The organism is Stenotrophomonas sp. DDT-1 (assembly GCF_001580555.1).
GTDB lineage: Bacteria > Pseudomonadota > Gammaproteobacteria > Xanthomonadales > Xanthomonadaceae > Stenotrophomonas > Stenotrophomonas sepilia.
Genome location: NZ_LEKR01000057.1, coordinates 1 through 23,952 on the forward strand (window position 1 = coordinate 1; position 23,952 = coordinate 23,952).

Consider the following 23,952-nt stretch of genomic DNA (forward strand, 5'->3'; position numbering starts at 1 on the left):
CGACCGGCCTCCCACAGTTTCCTGCGCGTGCCAGCCACGGAAAAGAATCAAAAGATCAAAAGCAAAGGCAGGCTCTCTTTGTAGAGCCGAGCCCATGCTCGGCTGCTGTACGCGAAGCCTCTCAGCCGAGCATGGCTCGGCTCTACAGAAGATCATTCCGATCATTCTTTCGTTCATCCACGCATGGCGTGGATCCACCGTGTCGACCAAGGTCGACACCCACCAGTGCAATATCCCGTTCCGGCAGATTGCAGGAAGCTGTCGAAGGCGGGGTGGGTCCGGTTGCGGGGGCGTGAGCCGCATGGATGCGGCGACCGAGCTTACATGGACGTACTTGCAGCGCCCCCCGCAACCGGACCCACCCCGCCATCTCACGGATACCTAGCTGTTGCTGTTGCTTCGGCTGTTGCTTTGGCCTCTGCAGGTGCAGGGCGCAGCCCTGCATCGACCACCCCCTACTTCTTCAGGAAGTTGTCCACCAGCAGATGCTTCACGTCGTCGAAGCAGCCGTTCAACACCGCCTTGGCCGCATACAGCGCCGTGCCGGCGACCTGCTTGGCCTCGATCTGCGGCGGCATCACCAGCTCGGCGCGACTCGTGTGCACGTCCAGCAATGCCGGGCCGCGCTGCGACAGGAAATCCTGCACCGCTTCCTCCAGATCCTCGCTGCGGGTGACCGTGCGGCCATGGAAGCCGATCACTTCGGCCAAGCGGCCGAAGTCCGGGTTCTTCAGGTCGGTGTAGTTGTCCAGAAGGCCTTCCACCTTCTGCTCCAGCTCGACGAAGTTCAGCGAGCCATTGTTGAACACCACCACCTTGATCGGCAGGTTCTCCTGCACCGCCGTCAACAGATCACCCAGCAGCATCGCCAGGCCACCATCGCCGGACAGCGAGATCACCTGCCGGCCGGGGAAGGCCTTCTGCAGCCCCAGCGCCTGCGGCATCGCGTTGGCCATCGTTCCGTGCAGCAGGCTGGTCAGCGTGCGGCGGCGGCCGTTCACGCGGATATGGCGCAGCACCCATACCATCGGCGAGCCGCCGTCGGCGGTGAACAGTGCATCTTCGGTGGCGTGCTTCGAGAGCAGCGCGGTCAGGTGCTGTGGATGGATCAATTCGCCTTCGCCCGGCTGCTCCTCCTGTTCGCGCTTCTTCAGCGCCTTGTCGCGATGCTCGATGCACTCGTCCAGGAAACTGCTGTCCTCGCGCGGCGGCAGCATCGGCAGCAACGCATCCAGCGTCGGTGCGATATCGCCGACCACGCCGAGGTTCACCGGGTGGCGGCGGCCGAGGTGGCTGCCATCGCGGTCGACCTGGATGATGGTGGCCTTGTCCGGGTAGAACTGGCCCCAGGCGAAGTCGGCGCCGAGCAGCAGCAGCGTGTCGCACGCCATCAGCGCGTGGAAGCCGGACTCGATGCCGAAGATGCCGGTCATGCCCATGTTGTACGGGTTGTCCGGCTCGACGAAGTCCTTGGCGCGCGAGGTGTGCGCGATCGGGGCCTGCAGGCGCCGGGCCAGTTCCAGCAGCTGTGCGTGCGCGCCCTGGCAACCGGCACCGGCGTAGATGCCGATGCGCTTGCCCTGCCCCAGCAGCTCGGCGATGCGCTGCAGCTCGGCGTCGGAGGGGCGCAGTACCGGCTGGGTGTAATGCACCGAGAACGGCACATCGTGCTTCACCTCGGCCTGGCTGATATCGGCCGGCAGGATCACCACCGCCACGCCACGGCGGCTGATCGCGGCCTGGCAGGCCAGGGCCACCACGCGTCGCGCCTGCTCCGGGCTGTGCACCTGCTCGCAGAACACCGTGCAGCTGCCATAGACCGACTTGAAATCCACTTCCTGCGGGAATTCCATGCCCAGCTCGCTGGTCACCACCTGGCTGGCGATCAGCACGATCGGCGCACGGTTGCGGTTGCTCTCGAACACGCCGTTGATGAAGTGCAGGCCACCGGGACCACAGGAACCCGCGCAGGCGGTCAACTCGCCGCTCACCAGCGAATCGGCGCCGGCAGCGAACGCTGCCACTTCTTCATGGCGCACGTGCACCCAGGCGATCTCGCTGCCATGCATCGCATCGGTCACATGGTTGAGCGTATCGCCCACGATGCCGTAGCAACGGCGGACACCGGCCTGCTGCAGGGCGTCCACCACGATTTCGGCCACGCGCTTGCTCATCGGATACATCCTCGAAGGGGGGAACGTCCGAGGCTAGACCTGATGAAGTGATGCCCCCGTGGGCGCGTCGCTCGTCGCCTCGATGTGCAAAATGCGGGCAGACGTCTCGTCAATCATTGACGTTGATCCAGCCCACCACCGCGCCGTGCTTCGGGTTGCGGTAGCGCAGCTTCACCCAGCCATCCTGTTCATCCAGCAGTTCTACCCGATCGCCCTGCACCAGGTAACGCTTGGTGCTGGACGCACCAGGCCGGTCGAACAGGAACAGCCGCGCGGATGCCACGGTGGCCTGCTGGCCGCGCAACGGTCCATCCGGCGGTGCGCCCAGGCCATCGGTAATGGCACTTTCCAACACACGGCCGGCGGGATCATAGGTGCGCCAGACCGCCAACGGCCCGTTCTCTTCGCGTTGTTCCCACTGCAGCGCGGCGTTTACCGTATCGCCCAGCATCAGCACGCGCTCGGCGCGGTACAGATAGAGTGTCGCGCCTGCAAACCGGTACTGGTCGGTGTACCACATCGGGCCGCTGCGGCAGCTGCTGGTCAGGGTACGGCTGGGGCGGTCGACCATCAGGCCCATCAGCTCGCCGCAGCTCTCCCTGCCGTGGGTTTCAGCCCGCAGCGCGCGGAACCCGGCACTGGCGGGATCGAACCGGTACACCGCCACCGCTTCGTTGACCATGCCGACCGGGGCGCGTGCGACCAGTTCCGGGTAACCGTCGAAATCGACATCTTCGAGCGACCAGCGCGAACGGCCGTCGGCATCCGCCGCGCCCTCCAACGTCTGGCGCTTGCCCGACGGCGACAGCTGCACGGCAATGCTGCCGTCCTGCTGGGGATCGGCGTGCGCCTGCACATGCGCGGCCACCTGGAAGCGCAGCGTTTCGCCCTCGTCCTCCGCCTGCGCCGTCGGTGCCAGCACGCCTGCCAGTACCAGGCCGAGCAGGCATTCCCTGTAGTTCATCATTGCTCCCTGCGGCACCGCGGCGGCACCTTCAACTCAGAACGATACCTCGACCGGCTGCCGCGACCACAGCACCGACTGATGCCTGGTCTGCTGCTTCCACGCCAGGCGGATCGCTTCGATATCGGCGCGGCGCTGCGGGGTGTCCTCATGCAGCACCACCAGCACCTTGGTGCGCAGGCGGTTGGGCGCGGCATCGCCGCGGAACAGCCACTGGCCATAGGCATCGAACACGGTCAGGCCATCCGGGAAGCGCGGGGTCACTTCCTTGTCCAGGAAGGTGCGCCACTGCGCCTCGCTGATGGTGTCGGCCTGCGGACGGTTGCCGGCGCCCTGCTCCTCGCCCACGCCGAAGTACAGCTCGCTGCGCACCCAGCCGTGCGCGGAAGACGGGCGCGCGGCGTCGCCCTTCAGTTCGGCGGTAGTGGCCGTGGCATAGGCGCTGGGCGCCTGCGATGAGAGGCTGGCGCAGCCGCTGGTGGCCAACAGCACGGCAAAGACGAGGCCAAGGTGTTTCATCGGTACAGCTCCGGAGAAAGGGGGACAAGGCGAGCCGGCAGCGTACAGCGCCACCGGCCCGGCGTGCTGATGCCAACCGGGCATCAGCTCATGCCGGACCGGCAGGGGCTTGCATCGGCACCGATCATCACGCGAAGATAATATATCGCTTCATCCGGATGGATGTAAGTGAAACCATCTCCCCTTCCCCGCCGTCGTTGTTGCTGGAGCCCCCATGTCCGCCCGCCTGCCCGCGTCGCCGCTCGGCCTCGCCATCGCCCTCGCGCTTTCCTCCGCCGCCGTCCCGGCCCTGGCCCAGGACGCCACCAACCTGGACACGGTGATCGTCACCGGCACCCGTGCCGCCGACCGCACCGTGCTCGAATCCACCTCGCCGGTGGATGTGCTCACCGCCGAGGACATCCGCAAGGCCGGCGTGGTCAACGGTGAGCTGGGCAGCGCGCTGCAGGCGCTGCTGCCGTCGTTCAACTTCCCGCGCCAGTCCAACTCCGGTGGCGCCGACCATGTGCGCGCCGCGCAGCTGCGTGGCCTGTCGCCGGACCAGGTGCTGGTGCTGGTCAACGGCAAGCGCCGCCACCACACCGCGCTGGTCAACACCGACAGCAAGATCGGCAAGGGCACCACCCCGGTCGATTTCAATTCGATTCCGGTCAGCGCGATCAAGCGCATTGAAGTGCTGCGCGATGGCGCCGGTGCGCTGTACGGCTCGGACGCCGTGGCCGGCGTGATCAACGTGATCCTCGACAACGGCGGTGACGGCGGCGAGATCGAGGCGAGCTACGGTGCCAACCACACCGACCTCAAGCCGATCGGCCGCACCCTCACCGATGGCCAGACCGGCAACCTCAGCGCCAAGGTCGGCACCTCGCTGGGCGAAGACGGTGGCTTCCTGCGCGTCGGCCTGGAATACAAGCACCGCAACGGCACCAACCGCGCCGGCTTCGACCAGATTCCGCCGTGGGACCAGACCCCGGGCAACCTGGCACTGCGGGGCAAGCGCAACTATGTCCTGGGTGATGGCAAGAGCAAGGACATCAACCTGTGGCTGAACACCGAGATTCCGGTGGGCCAGACCTCGACGTTCTACGCGTTCGGCACCTTCAACCAGCGTGACACCGAAGGCGCGAACTACTTCCGCTATCCCGATGGCGATGCCAACTGGAAGCAGGTCTATCCGAATGGCTACCGGCCGATCTCCGAAGGTGAGAACCGCGACGTGCAGGCCGTGGCCGGTGTGCGCGGGCAGTGGAGCGAATGGAGCTACGACGGCAGCCTGGACTACGGCCAGAATGACTTCACCTATCGCCTGCGTGATTCGCTCAACGCCTCGCTGGGCCCGACCAGCCCGACCCGCTTCAAGACCGCCGATTACGAATATGCGCAGACCGTGGGCAACCTCGATCTGAGCCGCGTGTTCACCCAGAACGACAGCATCAGCCACACCCTGGGCCTGGGCGTGGAAGCACGCCATGAGCGCTACCAGACCCGCCCCGGCGACCCGGCCAGCTATGCCGCCGGTCCGTACACCGACCGCCCGACCGGTTCGCAGGCCGGTGGCGGCCTGACCCCGCAGGATGCGGCGCGCCTGTCGCGCGATGTGGCCAGTGCTTATGCCAGCCTGTCCAGCCAGTTCGGCGAAAAGTTCTCCACCGATCTGGCCGCGCGCTACGAGCACAACGACGACTTCGGCGGCGAGCTGACCGGCAAGCTCGGCCTGCGCTATGAGTTCACCCCGGCGTTCGCGCTGCGCGGCGCGATCTCCAACAACTTCCGCGCACCGTCGCTGGCGCAGGTCGGCTACGAGTCCACCTCTACCGGCTACAACGCAGGTGGCCAGCTGGTGCAGGGCCGCCTGCTGTCGGTCAACAATCCGATCGCACGCGGCCTGGGGGCACAGAACCTGAAGCCAGAGAAATCGCTGAACACCTCGCTCGGTTTCACCAGCCGCATCGGCGAGCATTTCGACATGTCGCTGGACTTCTTCCAGATCGACATCGATGACCGCATCGCGCTGTCGGAGAGCATCACCGGCGATGCGCTGACCGACTACGTGGCCGCCAACTACGGCGTCAGCGGCCTGCAGAGCGCCAGCTTCTTCGTCAACGCCGCCGACACCCGCACCCGCGGTGCCGAACTGGTCACCAACTGGCGGCAGTCGCTGGGCGATGGCCAGCTGCTGCTGACCGGCACCTATGCCTATACCAAGACCACGCTGAAGAACGTGCTGGCCACGCCGGCCCAGCTGCAGGCGCTGGACCCGGATTATGTGCTGTTCGGGATTGAAGAGACCAACACGCTGACCGATGCCACACCGCGTACACGTGGCAGTTTCTCGGCCGCATGGAGCAACGACCACTGGTCGCTGAGCACCCGCGTGAACCGCTATGGCAGCGCCACCCGCGTGTTCAACTTCGGTGACGGCTACATCCCGCGCCAGACCTACCAGGCCGAGTGGCAGCTGGATGCGGAAGTCGAATACCGCATCACCCCGCAGTGGAGCGTGGCCCTCGGTGGGCAGAACCTGACCGACAACTATCCGGATCGATCCAACAGCGATATCCACTACTTCGGCAACCTGCCATACGACGTGCTGTCGCCGATCGGCAGCAACGGTGCGTACTACTACGGCCGCGTTCGCTATACCTTCTGATTGCTCTGGGTGTAATTGCCTTGGGTGGGTGCGGACCGTTGGTCCGCACTGCCCGGGTTCAATGCAGGCTGACCCTTTATGCCGACCAACGGTCGGCACCCACCGAAGCAAGGCCGTAGCCTGCCCTCGACCCCACGTACACGCCCACGCTGGCAAGCTGGGCTTCATGGCTGAACCGCTCCCCCTGCGTCCGCCGCCGCCATTGCTGGATGACGCCTGCGCGTTGTTCCTCGATGTCGACGGCACCCTGATCGAATTCGCTGCACGCCCGGATGCCGTGCAGCTGCTGCCGGATGTGCGCGAAGCCATCGGCCGCATCAGCGACCGCCTGGAAGGTGCCGTGGCACTGGTCAGTGGCCGCCCGCTCGAACAGCTGGATCAACTGTTCGCTCCGCTGCAACTGCCTGCTGCGGGCCTGCATGGCCATGAACTGCGTGGGCAGGATGGTCGCGTACTGCGCGACGAACACGATGACGACACCGCCGAATGGCTGCACGCACTGCACCAGCAGGCGATGCGCTTCGCCCACGGCCATCCCGGCGTGCTGGTGGAAGACAAGGGTGTCGGCCTGGCCCTGCACTGGCGCGGCGCGCCGCATGCAGCCAGGGACGTCCGCGCCTTCGCCGACCGCCACGTGCGGGGCCGTGCCAGCTACCGCCTGCAGCCCGGCGACCATGTGGTCGAGTTCGTGCCCGTCGGCACCGACAAGGGCCGTGCGGTGCTTCGGATGATGCAGTACCTGCCCTTCCGCGGTCGCCTGCCGGTGTTCCTCGGCGATGACCTGACCGATGAGTTCGGCTTCGATGCCGCCAACGGCCAGCATGGCTGGAGCGTGCTGGTGGGTGAACGTGAACCCAGCGCGGCGGTGTTCGCGCTGCCCGACATACGCAGCGTGCACGCCTGGCTGCGTGAGAATGCCTATTGACCCGGCCAACTCCCACGGCCGCAACCGAGATGTACCGCGTGATGACCCAACCCGATCTTGATCTGGGCGTGGTCGGCAACGGCAGCTTCGGCGCCCTGGTCGACAAACGTGCCCGCGTTGTCTGGAGCTGCCTGCCCACCTTCGACGGCGACCCTACCTTCTGTGCGCTGCTCGGCCCCAACCAGCAGACCGGTGGCGACTTCGCCATCGAGCTGGAAGACTTCGCCAGCAGCGAGCAGGAATACCTGACCAACACGGCGATCCTGCGCACCGTGCTGCGCGACGCGCACGGCGGCGAACTGGAAATCCTCGACTTCGCCCCACGCTGGCGCCAGAACGACCGTTTCTACCGCCCGGTCAGCCTGATCCGCCAGGTGCGTCCGCTGGCTGGCAGCCCGCGCATCACCGTACGCGCACGCCCGCTGGCGGACTGGGGCGCGCGCGTTCCGGAATCCACCTGGGGCAGCAACCATGTGCGCTGGGTGCTGCCCGAACACGTGCTGCGGCTGACCACCGACGTGCCGGTGCGCTTCGTACGCGATGGCCTGCCGTTCGTGCTCAACCATCCCATCCACCTGATCCTGGGCGTGGATGAATCGCTCAACCGTTCGATCAGCGGCTATGTGCAGGAGGCCTTCCAGCGTACCCGCGATTACTGGCGCGAATGGGTGCGCTACCTGTCCATTCCCCTGGAATGGCAGGACGCGGTGATCCGCAGTGCGATCACGCTGAAGCTGTGCCAGTACGAGGACAGCGGCGCGATCATCGCGGCGATGACCACCTCCATTCCTGAAGCCCCCGGCAGCGTGCGCAACTGGGACTACCGCTACTGCTGGCTGCGTGATGCGGCATTCGTGGTGCGGGCGCTGAACCGCCTCGGCGCCACGCGCACGATGGAACAGTTCCTCGGCTACATCTTCAACCTGGCCACCACCGACGGCACGCTGCAGCCGCTGTACGGCATCGGCTTCGAAGCCAAGCTGGACGAAGATGAGGTCCCCAGCCTGTCCGGCTACCGCGGCATGGGCCCGGTACGGCGCGGCAATCTGGCCTGGGTGCAGCGCCAGCACGATGTCTACGGCAGCGTCGTGCTGGCGTCCACGCAGCTGTTCTTCGACCGGCGCCTGCAGGACCCGGGTGATGCGCACACCTTCGCCCGCCTCGAACCCCTCGGCGAGCAGGCCTTCGCCCTGCACGACGTACCCGATGCCGGCCTGTGGGAGTTCCGCGGCCGCACTGAGGTGCACACCTACACCAGCGCGATGTGCTGGGCCGCCTGCGACCGCCTGTGCAAGATCGCCGTGCGGCTGAAGCGCGATGACCGCGCCCACTACTGGCGCACACGTGCCGACACCATCCACGCGCGCATCATGGCCGAATCGTGGAGCGAAGAGCTGGGCCACTTCACCGATACCTTCGGTGGCCATCGCCTGGACGCCTCGCTGCTGCTGCTGGCCGACATCGGCTTCATCGACGCGATGGACGCCCGCTTCATCGCCACCGTCGAAGCCATCGGCCGTGGCCTCAAGCATGGCAATTCGCTGTACCGCTATGTCGCTCCGGATGACTTCGGTGAACCGGAAACCAGCTTCACCATCTGCACGTTCTGGTACATCGATGCGCTGGCGGCGATCGGGCGTCTGGACGAGGCGCGCGAGATGTTCGAGCTGCTGCTGAAGCAGCGCAATCACCTGGGCCTGCTGTCGGAGGATCTGGCCTTCGACACCGGCGAGGCCTGGGGCAACTTCCCGCAGACCTATTCGCATGTCGGCCTGATCACCGCCGCGATGCGCCTGTCGCGGTCCTGGCAGGAGGCATCGTGAGTCGTCTGGTCGTGGTATCAAATCGTGTGGCCGTGCCCGGCGAGAACCGCGCAGGCGGCCTGGCGGTCGGCCTGCTGGCCGCCCTGAAGGAGCGCGGCGGCCTGTGGTTCGGCTGGAGCGGCAAGACCGTAAAGGAAGGCAGCGGCACGCTGCACCGGCAGAAGGACGGTGACATCGACTACGTCACCATGGACCTGAGCAAGCGCGAGGTCGATGGCTACTACAATGGTTTCGCCAACCGCACGCTGTGGCCATTGCTGCACTTCCGGCTGGACCTGGTCGACTACGACCGCGGCACCCGCGAGACCTACCACAAGGTCAATGCGCTGTTCGCCGACAAGCTCGCGCCATTGCTGCGCGAGGACGACATCGTCTGGATCCACGACTACCACCTGATCCCGCTCGGCGCACTGCTGCGCGAGCGCGGCATCGGCTGCCGCATCGGCTTCTTCCTGCACATCCCGATGCCGTCGGCCGACCTGCTGCAGGCCATGCCCGATCATCTGCGGTTGTTCTCCGCGCTGTACGCCTACGACCTGGTCGGCTTCCAGACCCAGCGCGATGCCGATCGCTTCCAGACCTACCTGCGCCTGTTCGGTGGTGGCCGCGTGCTCGACAACGGTGAGCTGGAAGCACCCGGTGGGCGCCGATTCCGCGCGGCGGCCTTCCCGATCGGCATCGACACCGAACTGATCGCGCGCCAGGCCGGCACCGCCGCGACCAAGACCGCAGTGAAGAACCTGCGCAGCAGCCTGCGGGACCGCCAGCTGGCGATCGGCGTGGATCGCCTGGACTACTCCAAGGGCCTGCCCGAACGCTTCCTCGGCTTCGAGCGCTACCTGCAGCGCCACCCGGACCAGCGCGGCTCGCTCACCTACCTGCAGATCGCGCCGGTCTCGCGCGGCGATGTCACCGAGTACCGGCAGCTGCGCAGCCAACTGGAACAGATCGCCGGCCACATCAACGGTGGCCACGCCGAGCCGGACTGGACGCCGCTGCGCTACGTCAACCAGAACTTCACCCATGCCACGCTCACCGGCTTCTACCGGGCGGCGGCGGTCGGCCTGGTCACGCCGCTGCGCGATGGCATGAACCTGGTGGCCAAGGAATACGTGGCCTCGCAGGACCCGGAGGATCCCGGCGTGCTGGTGCTGTCACTGCTGGCCGGCGCCGCCGACGAATTGAAGCAGGCACTGCTGGTGAACCCGCACGACCTCGACGGCGTGGCCGATGCGATCGCCACCGCAGCGACGATGTCGCTGAGCAGGCGCAAGGAACGCTGGCACGCGATGATGGAACATCTGCGCACCTACGACATCAACCACTGGCGCCGCAGCTACCTCGACGCACTCGAAGGCTGAAGAAAAAGGGGACGGAGGGGATTAAGTCGTTTGTGCACAAACGACTTAATCCCCTCCGTCCCCTTTTTCGTCAATCCAGGAACCGCGCGGCCTGTTTCGGTGCGGGTAGATGGCAGGTGTCATGCCGACCGAACCAGCGGTAACGGTTGCGTGCCAGCGCGCGATACGCCGCATCACGCCAGCCGCGCGGCACGAGCCGCAGCACGCCGGCCAGGCGCCAGGCGCCGCCCAGCCCCGCAAGTACGCGCAGGATCGCATCGGTATCGGTCCAGGCACCCTGTGCGTCCAGCAGCAGGAACGACATCGGGTCCTGCGGATCCAGCCCGTGCGCGCGCAGCATCGCGCTGCCCTTCTGCCCCTGCATCGCTGCAAAGCGGTAGCGCCCCCTGCGGTCGAAACGCAGCAGGAACCGCACCCAGCGATTGCACAGTGCGCACACGCCATCGAACACGATCACCGCGCTGCCAGCCTCGGCGGCAGCGTCACTGCGGTTCGAGCCAACCTTCATAGCGGATCAGGGCTCCGGCCCAGGGCAGCGTCACATCGACCAGGAAAGTGTAGCGCTCGCCCTGCCAGGCTTCACGGCAGCGCACACCGCCGAACCAACGCGTCGGCAGCGGCAGCAGCCCGAACGCCCAGACCCGGCGCACCGACCAGTCGATACCACCGTCGCGGGCCCGCAGCGCGAACTCGAAGCGCACCGCGCCCAGCTGCTCGCGCAGATGCCCGTCGTGCGCCCACAGCCGCGACACCATTGGCCAGCGCCCGAACCGCCGCGCCCACTGCTCGCCCTGCCGGTAGCGGTTGAACGCCACCTCGGTGGGCAGCGCGTCACCGTCCTGTGGCAACCGCGCCAACGCAGCCAGCAGCGGCACCAGCCAGTGCCGCCCCCTCACGATGCAGGCCTGCCCTGCGTAGCGGCACGGCAACGGCGCGGCATGCAGCGCCTGCACCGGTCCTGCCAGGGTGGCGAAGGCCGGCCCCAGCACACGCGCGAACAGCGGCGCAGTCAGGGCGCGATCCAGGCCAGGGTCGCCATGCGCCCGGTGCGACGATCGCGCCGATGCGAATACAGGTCCGGGTCGGCCATCGTCGACACCGTGCCGCCATACACCTGTGCCGGGTCCATCCCCGCAGACTGCAGGCGCTGCCGCGCCAGCGCGAACAGGTCCACTTTCCAGTGTCCGGGACGGGTCGCGACGAACGCCCGCTCAGCAGCGGGATCATGGCCGACGAAGGCGTGATAGACCTCCTCGCCGATCTCATAGTCGGACGGCCCGGCGGCCGGGCCCAACCAGGCCCGCAGCTGCGCCGGCGGCGTCTGCAGGGCGGCTACCGTGGCCTCCAGCATGCCGTCGGCCAGCCCCCGCCAGCCGGCATGGGCTGCGCCCACCTCGCTGCCGTCGGCGGCGGCGAACACCACCGGCAGGCAGTCGGCGGTCAGGATCGCCAGCACCACGCCCGGCACCGAGGTTACCGCCGCGTCGGCCACCGGCTCGCTCGCGCCGGGCACCGGCGGTGCATCGAAGCGCAGCACGGTGCTGCTGTGCACCTGGCGCAGCCAGTGCGGCGCCGACGGCAGCGCCAGCCCCTGTTGCAGCAGCTGGCGGTTGTGCTCCACGTTGGCCGGGGTATCACCATCGGCCGCGTGCCGGTTGCCCAGATTGAACTGCGCGAACGGCGCCGGCGAGATGCCCGCGCCGTGCCGGCGCGTTGTCAGCGCATGGACGCCTGCGGGCGCCGGCCAGTCGGCCTGCAGCAACGGCAGCGCGGCCGCCATCACCAGCGGTCCCGCTCGCGGGCGGCGAAGGCTTCGCTGTCTTCGCGCAGCACCTTCAGCAGGTGCAGCATGTCCTCCGGCACCGGCGCGGTGTTGCGCACCGGTTCACCGGTGATCGGGTGCGTGAACTCCAGGGTCTCGGCGTGCAGGGCCTGGCGCTTGAAGCCGCGCAGCGCGGCCACCAGCTCGTCGCTGGCGCCCTTGGGCAGCTTCAGCGCGCCGCCATACAGCGGGTCGCCGATGATCGGATGGCGCACGTGCGCCATGTGCACGCGGATCTGGTGGGTACGGCCGGTTTCCAGGCGGCACTCCAGCGCGGTGTGTGCCCGGAAGCGCTCGCGCAGGCGGTAGTGGGTCACCGCTTCCTTGCCGTCCTCACGCACCGCCATCTTCAGGCGGTCGCGCGGGTGGCGGTCGATCGGGGCATCGGCAGTACCACCGGCCACCAGCGCGCCCATCACGATGGCCAGGTACTGACGGTGCACGTCACGTGCCGCCAGCTGCTCGACCAGCGCGGTCTGCGCTTCCAGGGTCTTGGCCACCACCATCACGCCGCTGGTGTCCTTGTCCAGGCGGTGCACGATGCCGGCGCGCGGCAGCACCGCCACCGACGGATCGCGGAACAGCAGCGCGTTGACCAGGGTGCCGCTGTGATTGCCGGCACCCGGATGGACCACCAGGCCCACCGGCTTGTTGATCACCAGCAGGTGCTCGTCCTCGAACAGCACGTCCAGCGGGATGTCCTCCGGCTGGGCGTCGGTCTGGGTTTCCAGCACCGCGTTGAGGGTCACCACCTCGCCGCCACGCAGCGGATCGCGCGGGCGCACCTGGGCACCGTCCAGCAGGACCTCACCGGCCTTGATCCACTCGGTCAACCGCGAGCGCGAGTATTCGGGGAACAGTTCGGCCACGACCGCGTCGAAACGACGGCCGGCAGCGGTGTCGGGGACAATGGCCTGGCGGGCCGATTCAGAGGGTTGTTCAGACATGGCAGGGGGCATTCTTTGAAATTTTGGGGTCCCGGCGGCCGGTTTCAGTCGCTGGACAGGACACTAGGCTATCATCGACCCTTCGTATTCCAGCCGCGTCCCGCCTCGACCTCATGATCCGACGCTCCGCCATGCTCTCCGCGCCCGTCCGCCTCACCGCCCTGCTGCTGGTGCTGGTCATCGCCGCAACCGGCTGCCATCGCGGCGCCAAGAAGGGTGATCGCCCCGATGAAGGCGTGCCGGTCGAACAGCTGTACGAGAAAAGCCACAAGCTGATGCAGGGCGGCAACTGGAGCGGCGCCGAAGCCAGCTTCCGCCGCCTGGTGGCCCAGTATCCGTACGGTCCGTACACCGAGCAGGCGATGATCGAAACCGCCTACGCCCAGTACAAGGCCGGCAAGCACGATGACGCGGTGTCCAGCATCGACCGCTTCATCCGTACCTACCCGACCCACCGCAACATTGCCTATCTGTACTACCTGCGCGGCCTGGCCAACTCCAACCGCAGTACGGTTTTCCTGCGCCGCGTATGGTCGCTGGATGCCAGCCGCCGCGACCTGTCCACGCCGCACCAGGCGTACTCGGATTTCAACATCGTGGTTGATCGTTATCCGAACAGCCGCTACGCCGCCGATGCGCGCCAGCGCATGCTGGAGCTGCGTGACGTGTTCGCCCAGCACGAGCTGGACAACGCGCTGTACTACATGCGCCGCGGCGCCTGGGTGTCAGCCGTGGGCCGCGCCAACTACCTGCTGGAAACCTACCCGCAGAGCGCCTTCCAGTACGACGCCGTGGCCGTGCTGGCCGATTCCTACACCCACCTGGGCAACAAGACCCTGGCCGACGACGCCCGCCGCGTCCTGCAGCTGAACCAGCCGGACCACCCGTGGCTGGAAGGGAAGTGGCCGAAGTACCCGTGGATGATCCGCAAGCTGAACCCGTTCGCCGGCGAGAAGTCCGCCAGCACCGGCCAGCGCAACGCGCGACTGGAAAAGAAGTAAGCGAGGGCCCCGAAAGGGGCCCTTCTTCTTTGTAGAGTCGAGCCATGCTGGACTGCTTTCCTCGTCCGCCTCCCCGCGCCGGGGCGGCACCTAGGAATGCTACGAATCCACGGCGGATGCGACGCCGGTCGCAGCCCGCCCGGGCACGGCCATCCACACTGCAGCGCCACGGCCACACCGGCCATCACGGAGCGCCCCATGGCCCCACTGCCCTGCAGCATCCGCCCTCTGTCCTGCCTCCTCGCCATCGCGCTGCTGGCGCTGACCTCGGCGCCACCGGCCGCCGCACAGGGCGCACCGGGCGATCTGCTGTCCGCAGCCCCCTATCGCGCCACCTGGGTGCCGTCCCAGGCCGCCCAGGCCTACAAACTGCACTACCGCACTCCTGACCACCGCGGGCAGCTGGCCGAAGGCACCGGCCTGCTGTACCTGCCCGCCGGCACGCCGCCCATCGGTGGTTGGCCGGTGGTGTCGTGGGCGCATGGCACCCAGGGCATTGCGGATCGTTGTGCGCCCTCGGTCTCCGGCCCCTACCAACCCGAACGCGACGGGCGCTTTCTCGATCGGTTCCTGGCACAGGGCTATGCAGTGGTCGCCGCGGATTACCAGGGCCTCGGAAGCTCAGGCGACCATGCCTATCTGCATGTGCGCACTGCCGCGCGCAACGCCATCGACATGATCAAGGCCAGCCGCCAGTACCTCGGCAACGGGACGCTGTCGCCGCGCTGGGTGTCGGTCGGCCATTCGCAGGGCGGTGCCGCCGCGCTCACGGCGGGCCACATGGCCCCCACCTATGGTCGACCGTCACTGCAGTACCGCGGCAGCTTCACCACCGGCACGCCCACCGCAGTCGAACTGACCGCGCTGGTGATGAAGCCGGACAACCGTGCGGCCAATCCGGGCGCGCTCAACGCGTATCACGCGTATCTGCTCGATGGCCTGCTGCAGGTCGCGCCACAGATCGACCGCGTCCTCAGCGAAGAAGGCCGAGCGCGTGTGGCCGTGGCACGCCAGCAGTGCCTGGGCGAACTGGCCACCACGCTGGACGGCGCCGACACCGGCAGCATGTTCACTGCACCGCTGACCCACGTGCCGGGCATCTGGGCCGTGCTGTACGACTATCTCGGCGTACCGCGCCGCGGCTTCAGCCAACCGCTGATGCTGGGCCATGGCAGCCAGGACCGCGATGTGCCCTACCTGACCACCCTGCTGTACGCCGCTGGCCTGGCCCTGCGAGGCGAGCCGGTCGCGTTCCGGCGCTACCCCGTCGACCACCGGGGCACGCTGGACGCGGCGGCGGCCGATGGCCTGGCGTTCGTACGTGCGCGGTTTGAGGATGGCCACTTCAGCGACGCTGCGGAAACTGCCGGCATCGAACAGCTGCTCGACGAAGTCCCGTAGATCCATGCCACGCGTGGATGATCTTCGACCACCGTACGGACCAAGGTCCGCACCCACCGGAGAGGGCCGACGGGTTGCCGGCCAGCGGCCGGCACGACCCGCCAAGCGCTGCCTCAGCCCTTGTAGCCGTTGCTGATCGGGTAACGCCGCTCGCGGCCGAATGCGCGGCGCGAGACCTTCGGACCCGGCGCGGCCTGGTGCCGCTTCCACTCGCTGATGCGCACCAGGCGCAGCACGCGGTCGACCACGGCTACGTCGTAGCCGGCGGCCACGATCTCGCCGCGCGACTGCTCCTGGTCGATGTAGCGGTACAGGATGCCGTCCAGCACGTCATAAGCCGGCAGCGAGTCCTGGTCCAGCTGGTTCTCGCGCAGCTCGGCCGACGGCGGGCGGCTGATCACCGCCGGCGGTATCACCGGTGCGCCGCCCACGGTATTGCGCCACTTGGACAGGCCGAACACTTCGGTCTTGTACAGGTCCTTCAGCGGCGCGTAGCCACCGCACATGTCGCCGTAGATGGTGGCGTAGCCGACCGCGTACTCGCTCTTGTTGCCGGTGGTCAGCAGCAGGCCGCCGAACTTGTTGGCCAGCGCCATCAGAATCACGCCGCGGCTGCGCGACTGCAGGTTCTCTTCGGTCACGTCCGGCGCGGTGCCTTCGAACATCGGCGCCAGCGATTCCATCAGGCCCTTGAACGCCGGCTCGATCGACACAGCCTCAAGCTTCACCCCCAGCGCCCGGCACTGCTCGGCGGCCAGGTCGTTGGACAGGCCGGCGGTGTAGCGCGACGGCAGGCGCACGGCGGTCACGTTCTCCGCGCCCATCGCATCCACGGCCAATGCCAGCACCAGGGCCGAGTCGATGCCACCGGACAGGCCCAGCCACACCTTCCTGAAACCGTTCTTGCGGCAGTAGTCCTGGATGCCACGGGTCACCGCGCGCCAGGCCAGCGCGTCCATGCTCTCGTCGCCGTCGTCCATCCACACATGCGGCATGAAGCGGCGGGTCTCACCGTCATACTCCACCACCAGCCACTGGTCGACGAAGGCAGCAGCGGCCGGGTGCACCGTGCCATCACCATCCGCCACCACCGAAGCACCGTCGAACACCAGCGCATCCTGGCCGCCCACCACGTTGAGGTAAGCGATGGCCGCCCCGCTCTCGCGGGTACGCGCGGCCAGCACGGCGTCGCGCTGGGCGTGCTTGCCACGCTCGTAGGGCGAAGCATTCGGCACCACCACCAGCTGCGCACCCGCGCGGATGGTGTCGGCCAGCGGCTCGGCAAACCACAGGTCCTCGCAGATCAGCAGGCCGACCGGAATGCCATTGACCTCGAACACGCAGCTGCCACCATCCGGATCGACGTCGAAGTAGCGGCGCTCGTCGAAGACCGCGTAGTTGGGCAGTTCGCGCTTGCGGTAGGTCTGCTCGACCAGGCCGTCACGCAGTACGCTGGCAGCGTTGTAGACCACCGCGCCAGCCGCCTGTGGCCAGCCGACCACGGCGGTGATGCCACGGCAGGCGGTGGCGATGCGGGTCAACGCCTGCTCGCACTCGTACAGGAAACCCGGGCGCAGCAGCAGGTCCTCCGGCGGGTAGCCGCTCACCGCCAGCTCGGGGAACATCACCAGCTCGGCGCCGTACTCATCGCGCGCCTGGCCGATCATCTCGATGATGCGCTCGGTGTTGCCGGCGACGTCGCCGACCGGGAAGTCGAACTGCGCCATCGCGATGCGGATCGAAGCCATGGGAATCCAGCCTGTGGTTGCAATGCTTCCATTGTAACGCCGGGGTCAGATCCCTTTTGCATGGCAAAAGGGGTCTGACCACACACCAGACGCAGAAAGGCCGCCCAAAGGCGGCCCTTCTGTTTCAGGCAGCCGGCCAGCGGCCGGCTCTACAGCATCGTCTGCGCGAGGCAGCCGATCTTATTTCACCAGCTTGGCGATGGCAGCGCCCAGGTCGCCCGGCGAACGGACGGTGACCACGCCAGCGGCTTCCATCGCGGCGAACTTGCCTTCCGCGGTGCCCTTGCCGCCCGAGGCGATCGCGCCCGCGTGGCCCATGCGCTTGCCGGCCGGAGCCGACGCACCGGCGATGAAACCGACGACCGGCTTCTTCACGTGGTTCTTGATGTACTCGGCGCCGGCTTCTTCAGCGTCACCGCCGATTTCGCCGACCATGATGATGCCTTCGGTCTGCGGGTCTTCGTTGAACAGCTTCAGGCAGTCGACGAAGTTCAAGCCGTTGATCGGGTCACCGCCGATGCCGATGCAGGTGGACTGGCCCAGGCCGACTTCGGTGGTCTGCTTGACCGCTTCATAGGTCAGGGTGCCCGAACGCGACACGATGCCGATCTTGCCCGGCTTGTGGATGTGGCCCGGCATGATGCCGATCTTGCACTCGCCCGGGGTGATGACGCCCGGGCAGTTCGGCCCGATCAGCACGGTGTCCGGGTAGGAACGGGTCAGCACGTTCTTGACGCGCAGCATGTCCAGCACCGGGATGCCTTCGGTGATGCAGACGATGACCTTGATGCCGGCAGCCGCAGCTTCCAGGATCGCGTCGGCCGCGAACGGCGGCGGCACGTAGATGACCGAAGCGTTGGCGCCGGTGCTCCGCACGGCGTCGGCAACGGTGTTGAAGACCGGCAGGTCGATGTGGGTGGTGCCACCCTTGCCCGGGGTCACGCCGCCAACAACCTGGGTGCCGTACTCGATCATCTGAGTGGCGTGGAAGGTGCCCTGCTGGCCGGTGAAGCCCTGCACGATCACCTTGGTGTTCTTGTTAATCAAAACAGACATGGGAATTTCCTTCGGTGTCGTGGATCAGGCGGCGTTCTTGACCGCTTCAACGACCTTCTTGGCGCCGTCGTTGATGTTGTCAGCCGGGATGATGGCCATGCCGCTGTCACGCAGCAGCTGCTTGCCCTCTTCCACGTTGGTGCCTTCCAGGCGCACCACGACCGGAACCTTGACGCCCACTTCCTTCACGGCGGCGATGATGCCTTCGGCAATCATGTCGCAGCGGACGATGCCGCCGAAGATGTTGACGAAGATGCCTTCAACCTTGTCCGAGGACAGGATCAGCTTGAACGCTTCGATGACGCGCTGCTTGTTCGCACCGCCGCCCACGTCCAGGAAGTTCGCCGGCTCGCCGCCGTTGAGCTTGATGACGTCCATGGTGGCCATGGCCAGGCCGGCACCGTTCACCATGCAGCCGATGTTGCCGTCCATGGTGACGTAGTTGATGTCCAGCTCCGAAGCGGTCACTTCGGTTTCATCTTCCTGGGACTTGTCGCGCATCGCGACCAGTTCCTTGTGGCGGAAGTTGGCGTTGTCGTCGCTGTTGAACTTGCCGTCCAGCGCGTACAGGTTGCCGTCGTCCAGGATCGCCAGCGGGTTGATCTCAACCAGCGCCAGGTCCTTCTCGTTGAAGATGCGGTACAGGTTCACCATGATGTTAGCGAACTGGCCGGCCTGCTTGGCGGTCAGGCCCATCTTGAAGCCGATGTCACGGCCGTGGTAACCCTGCACGCCCTCGACGAAGTCCACGTTCAGGGTGTGGATCTTGTCCGGGGTCTCGGCAGCGACCTGCTCGATTTCCATGCCGCCTTCGGAAGAGGCGATGTAGCTGATGGTGCGGGTGCCGCGATCCACCAGGACCGACAGGTACAGCTCCTTGACGATCTCACCGGCGGTGGTCACCAGCACCAGGTTGATCGGCAGCTCGACGCCGGCGGTCTGGTAGGTGGCCATCTTGGTGCCGAGCATCTTGGCCGCTGCGGCCTTCACGTCGTCGACGGTCTTGCAGAACTTGACGCCGCCAGCCTTGCCGCGGCCGCCAGCGTGGATCTGCGCCTTGACCATCCAGGGGCCCTGGCCCAGCGACTGGGCGACTTCAACCGCCTCGTCCGGGGTCGCCGCGACCTTGCCGGCCGGGACCGGGATGCCGTATTCGGCAAGCAGTTGTTTTGCCTGGTATTCGTGGAAATTCATGCGTCACCGTGGGAATAGGAACGACCGCACGCAATTCCTCAGGGCCCCCTCAAAGAGGCACCGGCACGGACCGCGGCGGGCCCACTATTGTGGCCGAGCCGGCGCCGGGGCGCAAAGAAGTCTGTACAAAACGCCAGACCCGGCCAGATTTCCGCCGTCATTCAGGCAGTTGCGCCCGGGGGCCGGCTGGCCAGCGGTATCCAGCCCGGGTCAAATGCGCGATCAGGGGCGCACCGGCGGGCGCCTGCCGGGGGGCCTATACTGGTCAACCAGGGTGTGCAGCGTCGGGGGTGCTCGACGGCTTCCACCGCGGGCCACATCGAAGCGACGTACCGCCCGGCCTCAGGGGACGCCGGGCAGGCCCGCCGCAGATTCCAGACCCAGGCAGCCAGAAGGGGAGTTCCGGCGTGTCACCCAGTGCTTCATTGATCGACCGCATCGAATCGATTCCGCGGCGTGAGCTGTATTTCTTCGCGCTGTACCGGGTGCTGATCGCCTCGGTCATCGCCGCCCTGCTCTACAGCCCCTTGTCGGCCATGGTCGGCGAAGCCCACCACCCGCGGCTGGCCGACACCGTCGCTGCCATCTACCTGGTGCTGTCGCTGCTGGCGCTGGTGATCGGCCGCAACGAACGCTGGCTGCGCCCGATCGTGGTCAGCGGCGTGCTGGTGGACATCGTCGCCGCCACCCTGTTGTCGCATGCCCTGCCGGGTGCCAGCGCCGGCATTTCGATGTCGCTGCTGTTCAACATCGCCGCTGCCGCCACCCTGCTGCCGCTCAGCCTGGGGCTGGGCCTGGCACTGGCCGCCAGCCTCGCCACCGGCGTGGAATACACCTGGAAGCTGCTGGAAGGCGGCGACCCCACCCGCACCCTGGCCGAACTGGCGATGTTCGCCACCAGCTACCTGGCGCTGGCCTTCATCAGTTACCAGGTCGGCAGCCGCGCGCGCCGCAACCAGCAGCTGGCCAACCAGCGCGGCGACGAAGTAGCCAACCTGTTCCAGATCAACGAGCTGATCATCCGCCGCATGCGCACCGGCGTGCTGGTGGTCGACGCCGACAACCGTGTCACCCTGGCCAACGAGGCCGCCTCGATGCTGCTCGGTGACAGCGACGGCAGCGGCGAAAGCGGCCGCCTGGACCTGGCCAGCGCCGCCCCGGAACTCGCCCGTCGCCTGCAGCGCTGGCGCAACGGCTGGGCCCAGGACGAACTGCCGCTGCAGCTCAACCCCGACCAGCCCGAAGTGCAGCCCCGCTTTGCGCGCCTGCTGGCCGGCAGCGAGCTGGCCCTGGTGTTCCTGGACGACTCCAGCGTTGTCTCGCGCCGTGCCGAGTCGCTCACCCTGTCAGCAATGGGGCGCTTCTCGGCCAGCCTCGCCCACGAGATCCGCAACCCGCTGGCCGCGATCAACTACGCGGTGCAGCTGCTGGAAGAAGGCACCGGCTTCAACGAAAGCGACCGCCGCCTGCTGCAGATCATCCGCCAGCAGTGCCAGCGCACCAACGGCATCGTCGAAAGCGTGCTGGGCCTGGCCCGGCGCGAGCGCGCCACGCCCGAAAACGTCGACCTGGCCGCCTTCGTGCGCCGCTTCGTGCTGGAGTACAAGCAGGGGCAGACGCTGGAAACCGACAGCATCGAGCCGATCATCAACGACACCTCGGTGCTGGCCCAGGTCGACAGCAAGCACCTCTACCAGGTGCTGACCGTGCTGGTGCACAACGCGCTCAAGTATGGCCGCATCGGCCAGCAACCGGCGCGGGTGCGCCTGCGCGTGGCGCAGCACGAGCGCAGTGCGGTCATCGACGTGATGGATCGTGGCCCCGGCATCCCCGAGAGCGTGGCCGCGCAGTTGTTCCGGCCGTTCTTCACCACGTCCGAGCACGGCACCGGGCTGGGCCTGTACATCGCCCGCGAGCTGTGCCGAGCCAACCAGGCACGGCTGGACTACATCCCGGTACCCGCCGGCGGCTCCTGCTTCCGCCTGGTGTTGCCCGGCCCGCATACGCTGTTGCCCACCTGATCTCGATTCTGTGCGTCAAACATTTGTCGCTTCCAGCCCCCTCGTTTATCTTTCACGCCCATGAACGAAACCCGCAGCGCCCTCGTCGTCGACGACGAACGCGACATCCGCGAACTGCTGGTACTGACGCTCGGCCGCATGGGGCTGCGCATCAGTACCGCAGCCAACCTTGCCGAAGCGCGCGAACTGCTGGCCAGCAATCCGTACGACCTGTGCATCACCGACATGCGCCTGCCGGACGGCAACGGCATCGAGCTGGTCAGCGAGATCGCCCAGCACTACCCGCGCACGCCGGTGGCGATGATCACTGCCTTCGGCAGCATGGACCTGGCGGTGGAAGCGCTGAAGGCCGGCGCCTTCGATTTCGTCAGCAAGCCGGTGGACATCGCCGTGCTGCGTGGCCTGGTCAAGCACGCGCTGGAACTGAACAACACCGAGCGCCCTGCACCCGGCCCTGCCGCCGAACAGGGCGCACGCCTGCTTGGCGACTCGCCGGCCATGGACGTGCTGCGTACCACCATCGGCAAGGTCGCGCGCAGCCAGGCGCCGGTCTACATCCTCGGTGAATCCGGCGTGGGCAAGGAACTGGTCGCACGCACCATCCACGCCCAGGGCGCCCGCGCGGCCGGCCCGTTCGTACCGGTCAACTGCGGCGCCATTCCCGGCGAGCTGATGGAGAGCGAATTCTTCGGCCACCGCAAGGGCAGCTTCAGCGGCGCCCACGCCGACAAGCCCGGGCTGTTCCAGGCCGCCCATGGCGGCACCCTGTTCCTGGACGAAGTGGCCGAGCTGCCCCTGCAGATGCAGGTGAAGCTGCTGCGCGCGATCCAGGAAAAGTCGGTGCGCGCGGTCGGCGCCGCCAACGAGGAGCCGGTGGACGTGCGCATCCTCTCGGCCACCCACAAGGACCTGGCCGAGCTGGTCGAGGACGGGCGCTTCCGCCACGACCTGTACTACCGCATCAACGTGATCGAACTGAGGGTGCCGCCGCTGCGCGAGCGTCGCCAGGATCTGCCGGGACTGGCCGCGTCGGTGCTGGCACGGCTGGCCCGCAGCCACGGCCGCCCGACGCCTTTGCTGGCGCCGTCGGCATTGGATGCACTGGCCCAGTACGCCTTCCCCGGCAACGTGCGCGAACTGGAGAACATCCTGGAACGCGCGCTGGCCCTGGCCGAAGAAGACCGCATCGGCGCCGACGACCTGCGCCTGCCGCAGCATGCCCCGCGCACGCCCGGCAGCGCAGCACACGCCGAAGCCGTGGTGGACCTGCAGCCCGGCAGCGCCGCCCTGCCCTCGTACATCGAACAGCTCGAACGCAGCGCCATCCAGCGCGCGCTGGAAGAGAACCGCTGGAACAAGACACGCACGGCCGCGCAGCTGGGCATCACCTTCCGCGCGCTGCGCTACAAGCTGAAGAAGCTGGGGATGGAGTAGAGCCGAGCCCATGCCCGGCTGCGCGGTGGTCGGGACCGCGCCATCCACGCATGGCGTGGAACTACTATGGGACCCGTGGCCGATCATCCACGCATGGCGTGGATCTACTGTAGAGCCGAGCCCACGCTCGGCTGCTGTTCGGTACCTCAGCCGAGCATGGGCTCGGCTCTACCTCAATCCTTGGTAACGCGGTTGATCTCGGCCAGGCTGGTGATGCCCGCAGCGGCCTTCTTCAACGCCGACTGGCGCAGATCGTTCACCCCGATCTGCTGTGCGGCCTCGGCAATCTGCAACGCATTGCCGCCAGCCAGCACGATCGTGGCGATCTCGTCGGTCATCGGCATCACCTGGTAGATACCCGTACGGCCCTTGTAGCCCTCGGTGCACTCATCGCAGCCGACCGCCTCGTACAGCTCGATACCCGCGTCCAGCTGTGCCTGGGTGAAGCCTTCGGCCAGCAGCGCATGCTCGGGCAGATTGGCCGGGCGCTTGCAGTTGTTGCACAGCCGGCGCGCCAGGCGCTGGGCGATCACCAGCGTCACCGAGCTGGTGATGTTGTACGGCGCGATGCCCATGTTCATCAGGCGCGCGATGGTCTGCGGCGCATCGTTGGTGTGCAGCGTGGACAGCACCATGTGGCCGGTCTGCGCAGCCTTGATGGCGATCTCGGCCGTCTCAAGGTCGCGGATTTCGCCGACCATGATGATGTCTGGATCCTGTCGCAGGAACGAGCGCAGGGCCGCGGCGAAGGTCATGCCGCGCTTGTTGTTCTGCTGCACCTGGTTGACGCCGGGCAGGCGGATTTCCACCGGGTCTTCGGCGGTGGAGATGTTGCGCGTCTCGTCGTTGAGGATACCCAGCGCGGTGTACAGCGACACCGTCTTGCCCGAACCGGTCGGGCCGGTCACCAGC

At 67.2% G+C, this 23,952-nt stretch carries 20 protein-coding genes; 8 read left to right on the plus strand and 12 right to left on the minus strand.

Annotation, left to right across the window (positions count from 1 at the left end; translation table 11 throughout):
- The 4 genes from AB839_RS21785 to AB839_RS19205 all read right to left on the minus strand — a co-directional run.
- Positions 1-219, minus strand: a 219-nt coding sequence (locus AB839_RS21785; RefSeq protein ID WP_206743600.1) for a hypothetical protein, incomplete at its 3' end; no start/stop codon positions are given.
- Between the two features lie 236 nt (positions 220-455).
- Complete coding sequence (locus AB839_RS19195) at positions 456-2,174, minus strand: thiamine pyrophosphate-dependent enzyme (protein WP_061480560.1); 1,719 nt, start codon at positions 2,172-2,174, stop codon at positions 456-458.
- 109 nt (positions 2,175-2,283) lie between these two features.
- Positions 2,284-3,138, minus strand: coding sequence for an SH3 domain-containing protein (locus AB839_RS19200; RefSeq protein ID WP_061480579.1), 855 nt, complete (start codon positions 3,136-3,138; stop codon positions 2,284-2,286).
- 36 nt (positions 3,139-3,174) lie between these two features.
- Entirely contained in the window at positions 3,175-3,657 is a 483-nt protein-coding gene (locus AB839_RS19205) for a DUF3574 domain-containing protein (protein ID WP_061480561.1), read from the minus strand.
- Positions 3,658-3,871: 214 nt separating this feature from the next.
- On the opposite strand from AB839_RS19205, the gene AB839_RS19210 reads away from it, so the two are divergent.
- The 4 genes from AB839_RS19210 to otsA all read left to right on the plus strand — a co-directional run bounded on the left by AB839_RS19210 (position 3,872) and on the right by otsA (position 10,416).
- Positions 3,872-6,307: a TonB-dependent receptor gene (locus AB839_RS19210; RefSeq protein ID WP_061480562.1), complete on the plus strand. Its 2,436-nt coding sequence runs from the start codon at positions 3,872-3,874 to the stop codon at positions 6,305-6,307.
- Between the two features lie 166 nt (positions 6,308-6,473).
- Positions 6,474-7,232 carry a trehalose-phosphatase gene (gene otsB / locus AB839_RS19215; RefSeq protein ID WP_061480563.1) on the plus strand — a complete coding sequence of 253 codons (759 nt, stop codon included), beginning with the start codon at positions 6,474-6,476 and terminating at the stop codon, positions 7,230-7,232.
- Positions 7,233-7,273: 41 nt separating this feature from the next.
- Complete coding sequence (locus tag AB839_RS19220) at positions 7,274-9,055, plus strand: glycoside hydrolase family 15 protein (protein WP_061480580.1); 1,782 nt, start codon at positions 7,274-7,276, stop codon at positions 9,053-9,055.
- Positions 9,052-10,416, plus strand: a complete 1,365-nt coding sequence (gene otsA / locus AB839_RS19225) for an alpha,alpha-trehalose-phosphate synthase (UDP-forming) (protein WP_061480565.1) — start codon at positions 9,052-9,054, stop codon at positions 10,414-10,416. The genes AB839_RS19220 and otsA overlap by 4 nt, the downstream gene beginning before the upstream one ends.
- A gap of 70 nt (positions 10,417-10,486) precedes the next feature.
- Here the strand turns inward: otsA and AB839_RS19230 are convergent, their stop codons facing one another.
- From AB839_RS19230 to rluD, 4 genes are read right to left on the minus strand one after another with little or no spacing between them, the layout of a single operon-like run.
- Positions 10,487-10,924 (minus strand): thiol-disulfide oxidoreductase DCC family protein, encoded by a 438-nt coding sequence (locus tag AB839_RS19230; RefSeq protein WP_061480567.1) that lies wholly within the window; start codon positions 10,922-10,924, stop codon positions 10,487-10,489.
- Positions 10,899-11,405 (minus strand): DUF4166 domain-containing protein, encoded by a 507-nt coding sequence (locus AB839_RS19235; protein ID WP_061480569.1) that lies wholly within the window; start codon positions 11,403-11,405, stop codon positions 10,899-10,901. Before AB839_RS19235 ends, AB839_RS19230 begins: the two co-directional genes overlap by 26 nt.
- 20 nt (positions 11,406-11,425) lie before the next feature.
- The gene (gene pgeF / locus AB839_RS19240; RefSeq protein ID WP_061480570.1) at positions 11,426-12,196 is read right to left on the minus strand and encodes a peptidoglycan editing factor PgeF; all 771 of its coding nucleotides are present in this window, start codon (positions 12,194-12,196) and stop codon (positions 11,426-11,428) included.
- Positions 12,196-13,185, minus strand: a complete 990-nt coding sequence (gene rluD / locus AB839_RS19245; RefSeq protein WP_080376926.1) for a 23S rRNA pseudouridine(1911/1915/1917) synthase RluD — start codon at positions 13,183-13,185, stop codon at positions 12,196-12,198. Before rluD ends, pgeF begins: the two co-directional genes overlap by 1 nt.
- 113 nt (positions 13,186-13,298) lie before the next feature.
- On the opposite strand from rluD, the gene AB839_RS19250 reads away from it, so the two are divergent.
- Together AB839_RS19250 and AB839_RS19255 are read left to right on the plus strand one after the other, a co-directional pair.
- Positions 13,299-14,186 (plus strand): outer membrane protein assembly factor BamD, encoded by an 888-nt coding sequence (locus AB839_RS19250; RefSeq protein WP_032960726.1) that lies wholly within the window; start codon positions 13,299-13,301, stop codon positions 14,184-14,186.
- 198 nt (positions 14,187-14,384) lie between these two features.
- Positions 14,385-15,587, plus strand: coding sequence for a lipase family protein (locus tag AB839_RS19255; RefSeq protein ID WP_061480573.1), 1,203 nt, complete (start codon positions 14,385-14,387; stop codon positions 15,585-15,587).
- A gap of 113 nt (positions 15,588-15,700) precedes the next feature.
- On the opposite strand, the gene AB839_RS19260 is transcribed toward AB839_RS19255, so the two are convergent.
- From AB839_RS19260 to sucC, 3 genes are all read right to left on the minus strand, one after another.
- Positions 15,701-17,335, minus strand: coding sequence for an NAD+ synthase (locus AB839_RS19260; protein WP_061480575.1), 1,635 nt, complete (start codon positions 17,333-17,335; stop codon positions 15,701-15,703).
- Between the two features lie 180 nt (positions 17,336-17,515).
- Complete coding sequence (gene sucD / locus AB839_RS19265) at positions 17,516-18,391, minus strand: succinate--CoA ligase subunit alpha (RefSeq protein ID WP_061480576.1); 876 nt, start codon at positions 18,389-18,391, stop codon at positions 17,516-17,518.
- A 24-nt stretch (positions 18,392-18,415) separates the two neighbouring features.
- Positions 18,416-19,585, minus strand: a complete 1,170-nt coding sequence (gene sucC, locus AB839_RS19270) for an ADP-forming succinate--CoA ligase subunit beta (protein ID WP_005418614.1) — start codon at positions 19,583-19,585, stop codon at positions 18,416-18,418.
- Between the two features lie 407 nt (positions 19,586-19,992).
- Here sucC and AB839_RS19275 point away from each other — a divergent pair, with 407 nt between their 5' ends.
- Positions 19,993-21,606 (plus strand): ATP-binding protein, encoded by a 1,614-nt coding sequence (locus AB839_RS19275; protein WP_061480577.1) that lies wholly within the window; start codon positions 19,993-19,995, stop codon positions 21,604-21,606.
- Between the two features lie 60 nt (positions 21,607-21,666).
- Positions 21,667-23,040, plus strand: a complete 1,374-nt coding sequence (locus tag AB839_RS19280; RefSeq protein WP_061480578.1) for a sigma-54 dependent transcriptional regulator — start codon at positions 21,667-21,669, stop codon at positions 23,038-23,040.
- Between the two features lie 173 nt (positions 23,041-23,213).
- Here AB839_RS19280 and AB839_RS19285 read toward each other — a convergent pair.
- Positions 23,214-23,952, minus strand: a 739-nt coding sequence (locus AB839_RS19285) for an ATPase, T2SS/T4P/T4SS family (RefSeq protein WP_197467697.1), incomplete at its 5' end; no start/stop codon positions are given.

Bases quoted from the DNA above. Each gene is read 5' to 3' on its own strand.
- AB839_RS19210 (WP_061480562.1), top strand. From the start codon at position 3,872: ATGTCCGCCCGCCTGCCCGCGTCGCCGCTCGGCCTCGCCATCGCCCTC.
- AB839_RS19230 (WP_061480567.1), bottom strand. From the start codon at position 10,924: ATGAAGGTTGGCTCGAACCGCAGTGACGCTGCCGCCGAGGCTGGCAGC.
- AB839_RS19220 (WP_061480580.1), top strand. From the start codon at position 7,274: ATGACCCAACCCGATCTTGATCTGGGCGTGGTCGGCAACGGCAGCTTC.
- rluD (WP_080376926.1), bottom strand. From the start codon at position 13,185: ATGTCTGAACAACCCTCTGAATCGGCCCGCCAGGCCATTGTCCCCGAC.
- AB839_RS19260 (WP_061480575.1), bottom strand. From the start codon at position 17,335: ATGGCTTCGATCCGCATCGCGATGGCGCAGTTCGACTTCCCGGTCGGC.
- pgeF (WP_061480570.1), bottom strand. From the start codon at position 12,196: ATGGCGGCCGCGCTGCCGTTGCTGCAGGCCGACTGGCCGGCGCCCGCA.
- AB839_RS19195 (WP_061480560.1), bottom strand. From the start codon at position 2,174: ATGAGCAAGCGCGTGGCCGAAATCGTGGTGGACGCCCTGCAGCAGGCC.
- AB839_RS19205 (WP_061480561.1), bottom strand. From the start codon at position 3,657: ATGAAACACCTTGGCCTCGTCTTTGCCGTGCTGTTGGCCACCAGCGGC.
- AB839_RS19200 (WP_061480579.1), bottom strand. From the start codon at position 3,138: ATGAACTACAGGGAATGCCTGCTCGGCCTGGTACTGGCAGGCGTGCTG.
- AB839_RS19280 (WP_061480578.1), top strand. From the start codon at position 21,667: ATGAACGAAACCCGCAGCGCCCTCGTCGTCGACGACGAACGCGACATC.
- sucC (WP_005418614.1), bottom strand. From the start codon at position 19,585: ATGAATTTCCACGAATACCAGGCAAAACAACTGCTTGCCGAATACGGC.
- AB839_RS19255 (WP_061480573.1), top strand. From the start codon at position 14,385: ATGGCCCCACTGCCCTGCAGCATCCGCCCTCTGTCCTGCCTCCTCGCC.
- otsB (WP_061480563.1), top strand. From the start codon at position 6,474: ATGGCTGAACCGCTCCCCCTGCGTCCGCCGCCGCCATTGCTGGATGAC.
- AB839_RS19250 (WP_032960726.1), top strand. From the start codon at position 13,299: ATGATCCGACGCTCCGCCATGCTCTCCGCGCCCGTCCGCCTCACCGCC.
- sucD (WP_061480576.1), bottom strand. From the start codon at position 18,391: ATGTCTGTTTTGATTAACAAGAACACCAAGGTGATCGTGCAGGGCTTC.